Annotated in this window: 12 protein-coding genes; 8 read left to right on the forward strand and 4 right to left on the reverse strand. The window is 64.0% G+C overall.

Annotated features, from left to right (window positions below; all coding sequences use genetic code 11):
* The first annotated feature begins 23 nt into the window (after window positions 1–23).
* A complete protein-coding gene (locus AAGA68_17615) occupies window positions 24–650 on the forward strand; it encodes a LysE family transporter (GenBank protein MEM9386883.1) in 627 nt (208 codons plus the stop codon).
* Between the two features lie 230 nt (window positions 651–880).
* Entirely contained in the window at window positions 881–1114 is a 234-nt protein-coding gene (locus AAGA68_17620) for a hypothetical protein (GenBank protein MEM9386884.1), read from the forward strand.
* Window positions 1115–1677: 563 nt separating this feature from the next.
* Here the strand turns inward: AAGA68_17620 and AAGA68_17625 are convergent.
* Window positions 1678–2910, reverse strand: a complete 1233-nt coding sequence (locus AAGA68_17625; GenBank protein ID MEM9386885.1) for a DUF418 domain-containing protein — start codon at window positions 2908–2910, stop codon at window positions 1678–1680.
* A 322-nt stretch (window positions 2911–3232) separates the two neighbouring features.
* Between AAGA68_17625 and AAGA68_17630 the strand changes: the two genes are divergently transcribed.
* The 3 genes from AAGA68_17630 (at window position 3233) to AAGA68_17640 (ending at window position 6398) form a co-directional block, all read left to right on the forward strand.
* A complete protein-coding gene (locus AAGA68_17630; protein ID MEM9386886.1) occupies window positions 3233–5110 on the forward strand; it encodes an ABC transporter ATP-binding protein in 1878 nt (625 codons plus the stop codon).
* An 11-nt stretch (window positions 5111–5121) separates the two neighbouring features.
* A complete protein-coding gene (locus AAGA68_17635) occupies window positions 5122–5967 on the forward strand; it encodes an RNA pseudouridine synthase (protein MEM9386887.1) in 846 nt (281 codons plus the stop codon).
* Between the two features lie 173 nt (window positions 5968–6140).
* Window positions 6141–6398, forward strand: a complete 258-nt coding sequence (locus tag AAGA68_17640) for a hypothetical protein (protein MEM9386888.1) — start codon at window positions 6141–6143, stop codon at window positions 6396–6398.
* A 97-nt stretch (window positions 6399–6495) separates the two neighbouring features.
* Here AAGA68_17640 and AAGA68_17645 read toward each other — a convergent pair whose 3' ends face one another.
* Window positions 6496–7392, reverse strand: a complete 897-nt coding sequence (locus AAGA68_17645) for a glutaminyl-peptide cyclotransferase (protein MEM9386889.1) — start codon at window positions 7390–7392, stop codon at window positions 6496–6498.
* 925 nt (window positions 7393–8317) lie between these two features.
* On the opposite strand from AAGA68_17645, the gene AAGA68_17650 reads away from it, so the two are divergent.
* Together AAGA68_17650 and AAGA68_17655 are read left to right on the forward strand one after the other, a co-directional pair.
* Entirely contained in the window at window positions 8318–8752 is a 435-nt protein-coding gene (locus AAGA68_17650) for a hypothetical protein (GenBank protein ID MEM9386890.1), read from the forward strand.
* Between the two features lie 400 nt (window positions 8753–9152).
* On the forward strand, window positions 9153–10361 hold the full coding sequence (locus tag AAGA68_17655; protein ID MEM9386891.1) for a serine hydrolase domain-containing protein: 1209 nt from the start codon (window positions 9153–9155) through the stop codon (window positions 10359–10361).
* 38 nt (window positions 10362–10399) lie between these two features.
* Here the strand turns inward: AAGA68_17655 and AAGA68_17660 are convergent, their stop codons facing one another.
* Entirely contained in the window at window positions 10400–10903 is a 504-nt protein-coding gene (locus tag AAGA68_17660; GenBank protein MEM9386892.1) for an SRPBCC family protein, read from the reverse strand.
* A gap of 84 nt (window positions 10904–10987) precedes the next feature.
* On the opposite strand from AAGA68_17660, the gene AAGA68_17665 reads away from it, so the two are divergent.
* Complete coding sequence (locus AAGA68_17665; GenBank protein ID MEM9386893.1) at window positions 10988–11581, forward strand: TetR/AcrR family transcriptional regulator; 594 nt, start codon at window positions 10988–10990, stop codon at window positions 11579–11581.
* A gap of 562 nt (window positions 11582–12143) precedes the next feature.
* Here AAGA68_17665 and ettA read toward each other — a convergent pair.
* A complete protein-coding gene (gene ettA / locus AAGA68_17670; protein MEM9386894.1) occupies window positions 12144–13817 on the reverse strand; it encodes an energy-dependent translational throttle protein EttA in 1674 nt (557 codons plus the stop codon).
* Window positions 13818–13989 lie beyond the last annotated feature (172 nt).

Consider the following 13989-nt stretch of genomic DNA (forward strand, 5'->3'; position numbering starts at 1 on the left):
AACGCGCGTCGGAGACCCACCGGATGGAGTTGCTCTTATCACTGGCGATGCTCGCCCTAGTGCACACGGTCGCCGTCGTCAGCCCCGGCCCTACGCTGGTGCTCGTGGCGCAAACCGCTGCCGGGAAGTCGCGCTCTACGGCGACCGCTGCCGCCGGCGGTATCGCCTTTGGCACTTTTGTATGGGCCACCTCAGCTCTGTTCGGTTTGGATCTGCTGTTTCAAGTGGCGCCGTGGCTATACCTAACGATCAAGATCGCTGGCGGCGTGTTCCTGCTCTTTTTGGCTTACAAGCTCTGGACCAGCGCATCCACGCCGCTTTCCCTGGTGCCTGTTGACGCAGCGGGTGAGCAGGAAGATGGCTGGCGTGCGGCACGCACGGGGCTCTGGGTCCAGCTCTCCAACCCCAAGGTGGCCGTCTTCTTCGGTTCTATCTTCGTAGCGATTCTGCCGCCCAATCGCTCCCTGCTGCTATCTGCCGCAGCAATCGCGCTGGTGACATGGATCGAGTTTTGCTGGTATGCACTTATGGCTGCTGCGTTTTCGCAGTCGCGCGTCGCTAGCGCCTACGGGCGAGCGAAGTCGACAGTGGATCGGGCGTGTGCCGGCGTGCTGGGAGCCCTAGGGGTTGGCGTGTTGACGACCCGATGAGCGAGGCGCTAGGGCTGGCCACCCGCGCATAGGTCACGCCGCCGCGCGACAGGCCATCGAGGCACAGCTCAATCTGCGCAGGGTCCTTTAGGTAAAACAACTTCTCGCGCACGAAGGCCAGGGAGAAGCCGGGCACCTCGCGGCGCAGGCGCTCGGCCAGGGCGCTGGCCTCGGCGAGGCGATCGAGGTGGGCGAGGGCGACGACGCGGTGGCCCGTGGATCCAGTACTGATGGTTCGGATTGCTGCGCGCTTGGTCCAGCCAACGCAAGGCGCGGTCGTAGTTGCCCATGAAGAGCGTGGTGAGGGCGCTGTAGGTGTAGAAGGCCCAGAGCTGCGGGTCGCTGGGGCTCAAGGCGATGGACCTCTCGAAGCAGGCGATCGACTCCTCGTATCGTCCGCCGTTGGCGAGGGAGTCGCCCAGGGCGCAGTGGGCCACGGCGAGAGTTGGGCTGAGTTCGATTGATGTCCGTGCTGTTGCCGTCCGCCCGGTACTCCTGGCCGATTTGCCCCGACAGGTTGGCGAGGGGCAGCACGAGCACGCCTCGAAGACGGCCGAGACGGCTGTGTTTGTCTCCTCCGATGCGGGCGAGTTGTGCTGCAAGGGCGCCCTCGATGGCCGCGTGGCTGAGGGGTACGAGCCCATCGCCGGTCTGGTGCACGACTTGCTCGCCAACGGCGGCGAGATCTGGCGCTGCCCCGCGTGCGTGCGGGCCAAGAAGATCAGCGAGTCGGATCTGATCGATGGCGTCGAGATCGCCCGTGGCCTCGGCGAGCAGGGGTCTGCGACGGGCGTCGACTGCGCTGCCAGCTTCATCGCCGCCAGCCGCGGTGCCGCGGCTGATACGGTTGCGGCCTACCGTGAGGCGCGAGCTAGCCGGGCTGATCGCACCTTACGCACGGCAGGACGGGTCGATCTGGGCGCGCTCGAGCGCGTGGTTGGTCACCGCCTACAATTCGCAGTAACCACGTCGCCGAGGCGCAGGGGCGCGAGGCGGCGCGCCCTTCCCACCCCAGCGGGTGATTGCACTAGGCGTCCGGCCCCGCTCCTCGCGCTTGGGGGCCCAGCGTCATCGGCTGCCACTTCCCGTAGCTCGCGCTGCGCCATAGCCACTCCATGGGCCCGAAGCGATAGCGGGCGAGCCACCATCGCGAGCCGTAGGCCTGAGCGGTCAGTATCAACAGTGCGGCGAGCAGCACACCGACGGCACCAAAGCGCGGGCCCACGCCCAGGCCCACTCCGTAGAAGATGGCGACGCCAACGATCGACTGGGCCATGTAGTTTGTAAGGGCCATGCGCCCAAGGGGGGCGGGCCCCTGGAGAACGGCGCGCCAGCGGCTGCTTTGCACGTACAGCAGCACGAAGCTCGCCATGTAGAACACCCCAAGCCCCAGCGGCGCCGCGTTGTACAACACGCGCCAGAGGCTCCGCTCGCGCTCTTCTCCTAAAAACCCCAGCGGGAGCTCGACGATGTCGTAGCGTCGCGTGCTCACCAGCGCGGTGATGAGCAGCGCCCCCACGAGCGATCCCCACCACAGGCGTCGCCAGCGTGACTGGTGCTCCAGGGGGTGAGTCAGCATGCCGGCGTTGCCGAGGGCGACGCCGATGAGCATGCGGCCGAAGATGTAAGTCGGCAGGATCCACACGGCGATCCGCATCCGCAGGTCGCGGGCCAAGTTCCCCTCGAGCATCGCGCCGAGGTGTTCACCGGAAAAGGCAGCTAGCGCGCGTGCCGCTGATTCCCCTGAGCTGATCTGTGTCGGGAGGAGGTTGGGGATCACCGGCTGGAGCAGAAGCGGCGCGACCAAAACGACGAAGCCGCCAACGGTCACCAGTACCGTCGCCGGGAGGCGGGCCAGGGGGATGAGCAGCAACCCCAGCACGGCGTAGTAGCGCAGGATGTCACCCCACCAGAGCAGGTACGCGTGAGCCAAGCCAATGACCAACAGCACGAGCAGGCGCCGCAGATAGGTCCGCATCGCCGGGGCGCTGCCCTTGGCCTTGCCCATTTGCAGTGAGAACCCCACGCCGAACAGTAGGGTAAATAGGGTGATGGACGTGCCGTTCACGAACATGGACATCAGTTCGTTGATCACACGATCCACCGCGGCAGTTGGCAGGGCCTGCTTCTGCGCGGACGGCAGCAGGTCGTACAGGGACAGCATTCGCAGGTTGGCGAGGAGCACGCCGATCAGCGCGAAGCCGCGCAGGGCGTCGAGCAGGGAAGAGCGATTTGCTTGGGGACTCAGGCGGTCAGGCATAGGGTGGCGCGTCAGCGTGGTGCTGCCATGGCACGTGTGGCGTGGTGGTCTCGGGTGCGTCACTCGCCCCGGATGTTGGCGATCGCGCGCTGTTCCCGTGAGTGATCTCACGGTTCGTTTGCCCGATGCGACGCAGGATTGCGCGAGAGTATAGCGATTGCTTGCGGCCGGCGTACGCTGTGGGCGCCGTAGGGTACGCATCCACCGGCAGCCGCGAGTGCGAATACTGCACCGTCACGAGAGTGTTGCCCGTAGCTGCTAGTGTGCGAGGATCCCTAGCCCGGCATGCCTTGCCCGTCGCCGATCCCAGCCGAGACCCACCATGCGTGCTTTCTTTGAGCGCTTCGAGCGCCTCGTCAACCCCTTCCCGATGGCGCAACCTGGCCCCGCCCCGAAGGATCTTTATCGCTTTTTCCGACGAAGCGTGAGCGGGTTGGAAGTGCCCCTGCTTGCAATGACACTGCTCAGCACTCTGATGGCGGCGGTGGAGGTCTCGCTATTCGGATTCACCGGCAAGCTCGTGGATCGGCTGTCCGCGAGCTCACCGGCTGAGTTCTTGGCCACGGGCTGGCCCATGCTGGTGGTGTACGGGTCGCTGGTGTTGATCGTGATGCCGCTCACGGTCCTCTTTCGCTCGACCCTGGTGCACCAAGCGCTAATGGGCAACTTCGCGATGCGCATCCGCTGGCAAGCGCACCGCTACCTACTAGGGCAGAGCCTCGGCTTCTTTCAGGAGCAGCTAGCCGGCGGTGTGGCGACCAAGCTCATGCAGACCTCTCTGGCCGTCAGAGAGTCGGTGATGAAGATGCTCGACATCATCGTGTATGTCAGCGTGTATTTCCTAAGCATGGTGGTCCTGGTCGCGTCAGCGGACTGGCGCCTTATGTTGCCACTAGTCGGTTGGCTATCGCTCTACATAGCCACGCTGCGTCATCTGTTGCCGAAGCTGCGCAAGGTGTCTGAGCGTCAGGCCGACGCGCGCTCAGTGATGACCGGCCGGGTCACCGACACGTACAGTCACATCAGTACTGTGAAACTGTTCTCCCAAGGCGAGCGTGAGTCGCGCTACGCGCAGGAGGGCATGCAGGGGTTCCTGGACACTGTGTACCCCCAGATGCGCTTGGTGACGCAGCTCAGCGTGTCTGTTTGGACCCTTGGGGCGCTGCTCATCTTCGCCGTGTCGGCCCTGTCGATCACCCTATGGACGCAGCAAGCGGTCTCGCCCGGAGCCATCGCCGTGGCGATCGCCTTGTCCTTGCGCCTGAACGGGATGTCCCAGTGGATCATGTGGGAGGTGTCCAGCCTTTCAGAGAACATCGGCACGGTGCGCGACGGGATCAACACCCTGTCGCGGGAAGTGCAGGTGGTCGACAAGCCCGATGCGAAGCCTCTACGTGTGCAGCGGGGTGAGATCCGAATGCGTGATGTGCGCTTCGCCTACGATGAGCAGGAGGCGGTGTTCGAGGCGCTGAACCTTCACATCCGTGCTGGGGAGAAGGTCGGTTTGGTGGGGCGCTCCGGCGCGGGCAAGTCGTCGCTTGTCAGCCTTCTGCTCCGGTTCTACGACGTGCATGGGGGCGAGATCCTCATCGACGGCCAGTCGCTCGTCGATGTGACCCAACAGAGCCTGCGCGCCAGCATCGGTATGGTCACGCAAGACACTTCTCTGATGCACCGCTCGATCCGCGACAACATCGCCTACGGCCGCCCCGATGCCACGCAGGAGCAGATCATCCGCGCTGCCAAGCGTGCGCAGGCCTGGGACTTCATTCGCGCCGTTCGCGATCCCGATGGCCGTAGCGGTCTGGACGCCCACGTCGGCGATCGCGGTGTGCGCCTCTCGGGCGGCCAGCGCCAGCGCATCGCCATCGCGCGCGTGCTGTTGAAGGATGCGCCCATACTCGTGCTCGACGAGGCGACCTCCGCCCTAGACTCCGAGGTCGAGGCGGCGATCCAGGGCGCGTTGGGCGAGTTGATGGAGGGGAAGACGGTGATCGCGATAGCCCATCGCCTGTCGACGATCGCAGCCCTGGACAGGCTATTGGTGATGGAGGAGGGGCACGTAGTGGAACAAGGGACGCATAGCGAGTTGGTTGAAGCGGGTGGCATCTACTCGCGCCTGTGGGCTCACCAGTCGGGTGGTTTCCTCGGCGAGGTGCCCGCCCCCGGCGAGGGCGACAGTTCGCACTATGCGGCTTAGGGGCAACTCCGATGCCCGCGACTGAGTCTCACCTCGAGATCCATCTGGTGGTGGAGGCGGCCGATTGCTTGCCCGTTGACTTGCTTCATGAGGCGAGCGGCTTGCCTAAGCAGCGTATCAAGTGGGCGATGCACTGTGGTGCCGTCTGGATGACGCGTGGGCAACAAGGCCAACGCCTGCGCCGTGCGAAGCGCGCCCTGCGCGAAGGCGACGAACTGCATCTTTACTACGATGCCAGCATCTTGGCCGAGACGCCGCCACCGCCTTCGCTGATCTCAGACGTCGAGGGCTACTCCGTGTGGCGCAAGCCCTACGGCATGCGTTCCCAAGGATCGAAGTGGGGTGATCATTGCACGCTAGTGCGTTGGGCCGAGACCCACCTCACGCCGGAGCGACCGGCCTTCACCGTGCACCGTCTCGATCGCGCGGCCAACGGTCTCATGCTTGTGGCCCACAGCAAGGCGATGGCGGGCGCGCTGGCGCAGTGCTTTCGCAAGCGCCGGGTGGAGAAGCGGTACCGAGCTTTGGTACTGGGTGACTTCTCGTCGCAGCAATCTCCCCAGCGGATCGACGCCCCGATCGATGGCAAGGAGGCAATCAGCGAGGTAACGCTGTGTGAGGTCAGCGCGGATGGCACGCGGTCGCTCGTGGATGTGCGGATCGAGACCGGGCGCAAGCACCAGATTCGCCGCCACCTGAGCGCCCTCGGTCACCCGATCATCGGGGATCGCCGCTATGGAGTGGTGGCGGCGGCTGTGGACTTGCAGCTCACTGCCTATGTGTTGGGCTTTACTTGCCCCGTGAGCGGTCAGCCGGTGGAGTACCGCCTGCAGGCGCCGCAACTCCCATGCTTGTAGGGCGCGCAGGCGGCGCTAGCCGTTTGCACCACACCCTTCGTCGCGTCATAGCGTGAGCCTATCGCCACCATAGGAACCTTGTGCGGGATGCGTCGTAACGACTGGAAGTCGGGCGGTCACTTACTGCTACCGATAGCACGCAAGTGCTCAAGTGAAGATCCAGGAGACACTCCATGAACACTCTGATTCGCGCAGCTGCTCTTATCGCCGTTTCCACCGGCGCTGCCATCGCTGATGACGTCGCCTCGGCCGCCCCACACCTAGGCGATGCTACGCCCTTCGACCTGGCGCCGGCTGGCGCACCGCTCGCACCGGTGACGATTCAGGATTACGTACTGGCCCAGCAGGGGAGTCCGCACCATGGCGTCGTCGTGATATCCACTGCGGCTCCCGTCGACTTTGCGATCGATACGGCCGCGCGCCAGTTGTAGGTGCTGTGAATCGGAACAGGTGCTGGGGCCGGACTGCGCTGAGCCCCAGCACCCCTCGCCTCTAGATTCGGATAACTACCTAGGTTTGGAGGTCTACTCAGCGCCTCGACGCCAAAGGGTTGGCGAAGACGTAGATTGTCGGCCAGTTCTTCCCCGTGACGTATATCTCGTCCCGCTCTGCCTCGTAGGCGATGCCGTTCAGGACATAGTCACCCGCCGTGCAGCCGAAGCTGCCGCAAATCGCGTCCGGGCCGGTCGAGAGCACCGGGCGCACGGCCTTGGCTAGGGGGGAGCCGTCGATGGCTAGCGTGACGCAGCCTGTGCCCACGTCGATGGCCAAGATAATCGGCGGCCCGTAGAGGTTGGCCAGCACATGGTCGCCGACCGCCTCAAGTTCGTTGAGCCCCGTTACAGGGCGTTTCCCGGCGAGCACGGCGATCTCGCGTGTCACGGAGAAATCTGATGGATCCACCAGGCGCATAGTCGCAGTGCCGTCGCTCAACAGCAGCTGACCATCGTAAGGGGTGAGTCCCCAGCCCTCGCCATCGTAGCTGAGGGTTGCGGGGTCCGTTGCCTCGAAGTTGCCATCCGCCTGAATGTCGTACACGTACGCCTGTTGCGAGCGCCAGGTCAGGTTGTAGGCCTTGCCGTCCAGGATCGCGAGTCCCTCGCCGAAGCGTGAGTCGTCGAGGGTGGTCAAGCGGGACAGGTCCTTCCCATCCATGGCCAGCGCGTAGACACCCGAGTGTCCGAACATGCCTGCGCTTTCGTACAGGCGGCCGTCGTGCACCAGGAGACCCTGGGTGTAGCGGGGCGCCTTGTTGAGTTCGCGCACGGCGCTTTGCGGCGTCAGGGCGATCGAGTCGACTTGCGCGGGGCATTGCGTAGGCGCCTCGACGTCAGCGGCTTGCGCCGCCGGGATCGCAAATAGCGCGAGGGCAAACGCTACCCGCGCGGCCTCGCACGCCGCCAGCATGGGAGTGGGTCTTCTCATGGCGGAAATGGTCGGTGACCCTGAGCTGGATTGCAATTGGCGTGGAGGCGTAGGGAGATGCCGCTCGTCCCATCCACCAAGCTGCTGAGGCGTGCATGCTGTCGCTGTCGCTTCCTACAAAGACGGGAGAGCGCGTCGGGAACTCGTATCAACGAACGACCATTCCCTGTGCGATGCAGGATTGAATCTCCCAGAGTCTCATGTTGTCCACAAACGAACGCCTCGAATCGTCTCGGCAGTAGTCGGCCATGCCAACGCTGCTATTGCGTCTCGGCGCTTCCATCGTCCTGTGCAGCCTCGTTGCAGGCGCATCTTCCCTGGACATCTCATGGATCAACGGTGGGGTGAACTCCGGCTCGCGGATCGTGGTGGCGTTGCCGGATGGACAGCCCTCGCCGGTGCCTGTGCCCGCAGGGTTGCCTTTGACAGCAAGTGGGCTGATTAGCCTTTGGTGCATGCGTCGGCGGTCTCGCGCGCCTTGAACGGACCAAGCGCGGTCGCCATCGACAGGTGATCGGCGTGCATCCGCCCGGGGAGAACTGCGGGTCACCCAGCCGCCTCTTCCGGTCGCCCGCCCAAGCCCCGTTCCGTAAAGTTTGCACGATCCTCAAGCGCAAGCGCCTCCTGTACGTTACCGAAAGACTCTAGCTTGAGCTCACGGTGCGCAGGTCGCCGCGACACTCCCTTGCGTGTATCTCCATGTAATCCAAGCGATTGAGGCCTTCAGCGCACGTACCCGTGAACGGGTGTCGGCGAAGGATGGCTGATCTTATGCCCAGAATCCCTGATCAGTTGACATGGCATCTAGGTGTCTAGGTACGGTTGAGGAGCGCACGGATTCGATGAATACAAGTAACAACACGATCCCGAGCGCTTTCCTGCGGCGCAGGCTTGCGCCGAACAACAACTAGAATAGGTGACACCCATGAAGAAGATCGCTTTGATGGCAGCCTTGCTGCTGAGTGCAGCGGGCGCGAACGCTCAAACCCTGTGTGTGGATTTCGTCAACTTCTGCGATGGTTTCGAAATCAACATCACTCAGGGCGTGGGCGTGGAAGGCACCTGGAAGAACTACGACTGTGGGGGTTCTGACAGCGCGATGAACGTGACCCGCAATCGTGGTGATGGCAACTGGCTGTCCGCGTGCTCAGCCCAGGCTGGCTGTGAGGTGGCGATTGCCCTGGGCCGTGACGCCTGGGTGTGGTTGTTCAACTTCAGTGGCGCGACCGGTGATCTGATCGCTATCGACGCGGGCATCCCGACGTTCCTGCAGGACGATACGCCTATTGCGATCACCGCGGGTGCGTGCGCGCTGAACCCAGGCGTTGTGGGGCCCAGCAGCTCCTCTGCCGGTCAGTAGGCGACTCGAATGATCGATTGATTGGCGAGCGCTGCCCGCTCGCCTAGCCGTAGGGGCGGTGAGCTTCACTGCCCCTTGCGGTTCTGGCGCATAGATCCCGCGTGGTGGGTAGCACTCGTCGAAGCGACTGCGGCTAACCGGCGATCGCGCGCAGTTTGGGGTGAACGCTAGTGTCCTGTCCGGTTAGTTCGTTGAAGAATTTGCGGGTTCTTTTCCCCCCTGAGCACGTTGCTCCTCCTCCCGTGGGGCCTGCCACGCTCGTCGTCGCGCCGCGCTCAGGAGCAAAAAGCCCCGTGCGAATTCTTCAACGAACTAACCGGACAGGACACTAGAGCACCATTCAGCGACCGATCGGAGCTTCCCTGCATCGCAATGGGATGCTGTGTTGAGGAGTTGAGCTGTGCTTTCTAGAATCGCTGCCCACGTTGGCGTGTTGATCCTGTGCGCCCCCTTCTGCTGTTCGGCCGAGCCGTACACGGCGGACCATCCCCGCATCCAAGCCTTTGAGACGGGCCTCGTGGAGCGCGCGTCTCGCGGCGACTCTGCAGCCCGGCAATACACGATCGAAGAACGGCTCTCGCATCACGGCGTGCCGGCGGTGGCCGTGGCCATCCTGGAAGACGGACAGGTGATGTGGGCGCGAGGTTACGGTACCAAGCTTGCCGGGGAGGAGATGCCGGTGGATGCGGACACGGTGTTCTCCGTCGGTTCCGTTAGCAAGATGGTGAACGCGGCTCTCGTGCTACGCCTGCAAGCGCAGGGCGAACTGGATGTCGATACGGACGTAAACGAGTACCTGCGCTCATGGTCCGTGAAGACGAGTCGACACACGCGGCAGCAGCCCGTCACCTTGCGAGCGATCCTCTCGCATACGGCAGGCTTCAGTCAGCACGGTTTCGGCGACTTCCAACCTGGCGAGGCCTTGCCAACAGCCCTGCAAACCTTGAACGGTGAGCCACCGGCCAAGCACCGCGCGGTGCGGGTCACCTTCAAGCCGGGCACGCGCATGGATTACTCGGGCGGCGGCACCACGGTCAGCCAAGTGCTCGTGGAGGATGTCACTAGGCTCGACTACCTCGAGGCCTCGACGCGCTACGTGTTCGACCCCGTCGGCATGGCGCGCAGCACCTTCGCCAATCCCCTGCCGGCGAGCCACGGCAACATCGCCCGTGCCCACAATGCCGACGGCGAGCCCACGGCGCTGCCGCGCGGCTGGGAGGCGATGCCGGAGATGGCCGCGTCCGGCTTGTGGACCAGCGCCAACGACCTAGGCGCCTTCGTCGCCACGCTCATCAACTCAGCACGCGGTGACGACGACTTCCTACCGCCGCAGATCATCGCGGACATGATGCAGCGGGTGCCGCAGAGTTGGCACGGCCTCGGCCCGCGCCTAAACGGTGAGGGTTCCAACCGGGTGTTCCATCACGGAGGTGCCAACGACAGTTACCGCGCGTGGATTGAAGGCCACCTCGACAGCGGCGATGGTATCGTCATGCTCACCAACGGGCGCAACGGCCACCAGCTCTATAGCGAGGTGCGTTTTGCGGCTGAGCAAGCCTTCGAGTGGCAGGTACACGCGGCCACCGACTTCGCAACGCCGTCGTTTTGAGCGAGGGTGGACGTAGGCGCCGTTGCCTCCGTCCCCGCTCAGCGTCGCGTGGCGGCGGCTAGTAGTGCCACCTTACGCGCGTGGATCTTGCCTGTCTGCGCGTAGTGCACCAGCTCCTCCAGGGTGGTGTTGATCGCCTTGGAGAATTGTATCCGCATCATCCACCCCATGAGCAATGAGAACGGGAACATCAGGGAGGCGTTGAACTCGAGGCTGACCCGAGTGGCGTGAGCACCGGCGTCCGTGAGCTGCCAGCGACCGCGCAAGCCGCGGACGAAGAAGGGCATCTTCTCGCCTGTGGCCGAGTATTCGAGCAGTTTCTCCGCCGGCGAGTATCGGCGGATGGTCTCCTTGAAGGGGCCAAGGGTGGTCTCGCAAATGCGCCCGCCAACCGGCGAGCCGTTGACCGACGTCGCCTGCGTGTTCTCGCGGGATGTTGCGACGGCGCTGGCCCAGGCACCGACCTGGTCGTAGTCTTCTGCAATGATCTTCCACACTCGCGCCAAGGGGGCGTGCACGGTGAGCTGCTTGGCTATGCGCATTAGGGTTGTCTCCGATGCGAGGTTTTACTTCTTACGATGTAAAAATAGCCGTTTCGGTTCTGAATTACAACAACTGATGTAAATATGGGCAGACCACGGAAGTTTGACGAAGCGAACGTCGTGCAACAGGCGATGCTGGCGTTTTGGCAGTGTGGCTATGAGAGCACGACGATTCGCTCGCTCCAGGAAGCGACCGGTGTGGATGGCAAGGGGCTAGCGAATGTGTTCGGCGACAAGGAGCAGCTGTTCCTGCGAGCCCTGGACACGTACACGCAGATGGCGTCGCAGACCCTGGAACAGGTGTTTGCTACGCCGAGCATCGAGGCCATCGGCGTGTTGTTCCAAGCCTTCGTCGCCGACCCGGCGGACGTTGGCGATCCGCGCCGCAGTGGCTGTCTGGTCGTGAACACGGTGTTCGAACTCGGGCCCTCCACCGAGCCGATACGCGAGCGAATAGCGTCCTATCGCGCCCTGTTCATTCATCACTTCCAGGCCGCGCTGGCGGCGAGCGGTGTCGACGACCCCTCCGGCAGGGCGGAGTTTTTGTTGGCGATGTGGTGGGGGGCGTTGAGCCAGGTGCGCCTCGCCGGTAGCACCCAGGCAGCGAAGCCCGTTGTAGAGCAAATCCAGCAGACGCTGCAGCACTGGGCGGCGCAGGCAGCTACATCAACAGACTGAGCGAGAGTACGTGAGCGTATCGACCCCACCCTTGACCCTACCCGGACCCGCATTTCCCAGAGCGGAGAAATCGGTTCGTGCGCGGCAGTGGATCGCCGTCGTGCTCGGCGGGCTTATGGCGATGCAGGGGGTGCCTGCGCTGTGCCAGGAGGAGCCACCGAAAGCTGCGCCGGTACTGGGTGCCTTGAGTCAGCTGCGGTGGGAGTACCGGGTGCTATTGGTCGTCGCGAATCGCCCCAGTGACCGCGAGACGGTGCTTTTGAGGGAACAGGACGCCGAGCTTCGCGATCGCGACACCTTATGGTTCGTCTTTCAGGATGGTGACGTGCTAAGCAACTATCCAGGTCCGCTAGCGGACGGATTCGGTGAACGCGGGCTGATCTATCTTGCGCAAGGCCACCGCGTAGTGCTGATCGGCAAGGACGGCGGCGTGAAACTGCGCGCGCGTTCCCTCGATCTCAAGGCCGTGTTCGGTCTCATCGACGGCATGCCTATGCGACGGCGGGAGATCGAGCAGCGCAAGGGTTGGGGGGCCGCGCTAAGCAGTCCCCGCCACACACCGCTAGCCAGTGAGCGACTTGTACTGCACCCGGTGAGGCTGCTTCGCCTCATCGCCGAGCCGTGCCTTACGGTCCTCCTCGTACTCCGTATAATTGCCGTTGAAGAACGTCACCTTGGAGTTGCCCTCGAAGGCGAGAATGTGAGTGGCTATACGATCGAGGAACCAGCGATCGTGGCTGATCACCACCGCGCAGCCCGGGAACGCGAGCAGCGCCTCTTCGAGGGCACGAAGCGTCTCCACGTCGAGGTCGTTGGTCGGCTCGTCGAGCAGCAGGACGTTGCCGCCAGACTTCAGCAGGCGCGCGAGGTGGAGGCGGTTGCGCTCACCGCCAGAGAGGTCGCCCACCAGCTGCTGCTGCTGGGAGCCCTTGAAGTTGAAGCGGCCGCAGTAGGCGCGCGAGGGCGTCTCGTAGGTGCCCACCTTAATCAGGTCGAGGCCATCGGAGATCGTCTCCCACACGGTCTTGTCGTCCGGCAGATCGTCGCGGGATTGATCCACGTAGGCGAGCTTTACCGTGCTGCCAAGGCGCACCTCGCCGCCGTCCGGCTGCTCAACGCCCGTGAGCATGCGGAAGAGGGTGGTCTTGCCGGCGCCGTTGGGGCCGATGATACCGACGATCGCGCCCGGTGGGATCGAGAAGCTCACATCGTCCACCAGCAACTTGTCGCCGAAGCCCTTTCGGAGGTTCTCCACCTCGATCACCTGATCACCGAGGCGCTCGCCGGGTGGGATGTAGATCTCCTGGGTCTCGTTGCGCTTTTGGAAATCCTGCTTCTGCAGCTCGTCGAAACGCGCGAGGCGAGCCTTGCTTTTGGCCTGGCGCGCCTTCGGATTCGAGCGCACCCACTCGAGCTCCTTCTCCATGGCCTTGCGCCGGGCGTCGTTCTCCTTCTCTTCCTGCGCCAGGCGCTTTTCCTTCTGGTCGAGCCAGGTAGAGTAATTGCCCTCCCAGGGGATGCCGTGGCCGCGGTCGAGCTCCAGGATCCAGCCAGCGACGTTGTCGAGGAAGTAGCGATCGTGGGTCACCGCCACCACGGTGCCCTCGTAGCGCTCGAGGAAGCGCTCCAGCCAGCCTACGGACTCGGCGTCGAGGTGGTTGGTGGGCTCGTCGAGGAGCAGCATGTCGGGCTCGGACAGCAGCAGGCGGCACAGGGCCACACGACGACGCTCACCGCCCGAGAGTTTGGTCACGTCGCCATCCCAGGGCGGCAGGCGCAGAGCGTCAGCGGCGATCTCGAGCTTGCGGTCGATCTCCCAGCCGCCGGCGGAGTCGATGGCGTCCTGTAGCGTGCCCTGCTCTTCGAGAAGCGCATTCATTTCGTCATCCGACATGGGCTCGGCCATCTTCATGGAGATCTCGTCGAAGCGGTCGAGTTGGCGCTTGATCTCGCCGAGGCCGTCTTCGACGTTGCCGCGCACGTCCTTCTCCGGATTGAGATGAGGCTCCTGCTCTAGGTAGCCCACGTAGAGGTTGGGTTGCGGGCGAGCCTCACCGTCGATCTCCTTGTCCACGCCGGCCATGATTCGCAGGAGCGTCGATTTCCCCGCACCGTTTAGGCCGAGCACGCCGATTTTGGCGCCGGGGAAGAAGCTCAGGCTGATGTCGCGCAGAATCGTGCGCTTGGGCGGCACGATTTTGCTGACGCGGTTCATGGTGTAGACGTACTGGGCCATGGGGGTCCTCGGGGATGGTCTCGGTGGCAGGCGGCCCGGATTATCGCACGGGCCTGCGAGTCAGGAACATCTGTGCTCAGCGGAACCTGATCATCGCCGGCGGACCGATACGGGTTCCCAGCCACGATCCCGACGCTTTGGGTCAGCCTACGTACCTGGCCAAATGGAGCCG

This window comes from Pseudomonadota bacterium (assembly GCA_039193195.1).
Lineage (GTDB): Bacteria > Pseudomonadota > Gammaproteobacteria > Steroidobacterales > JBCBZW01 > JBCBZW01.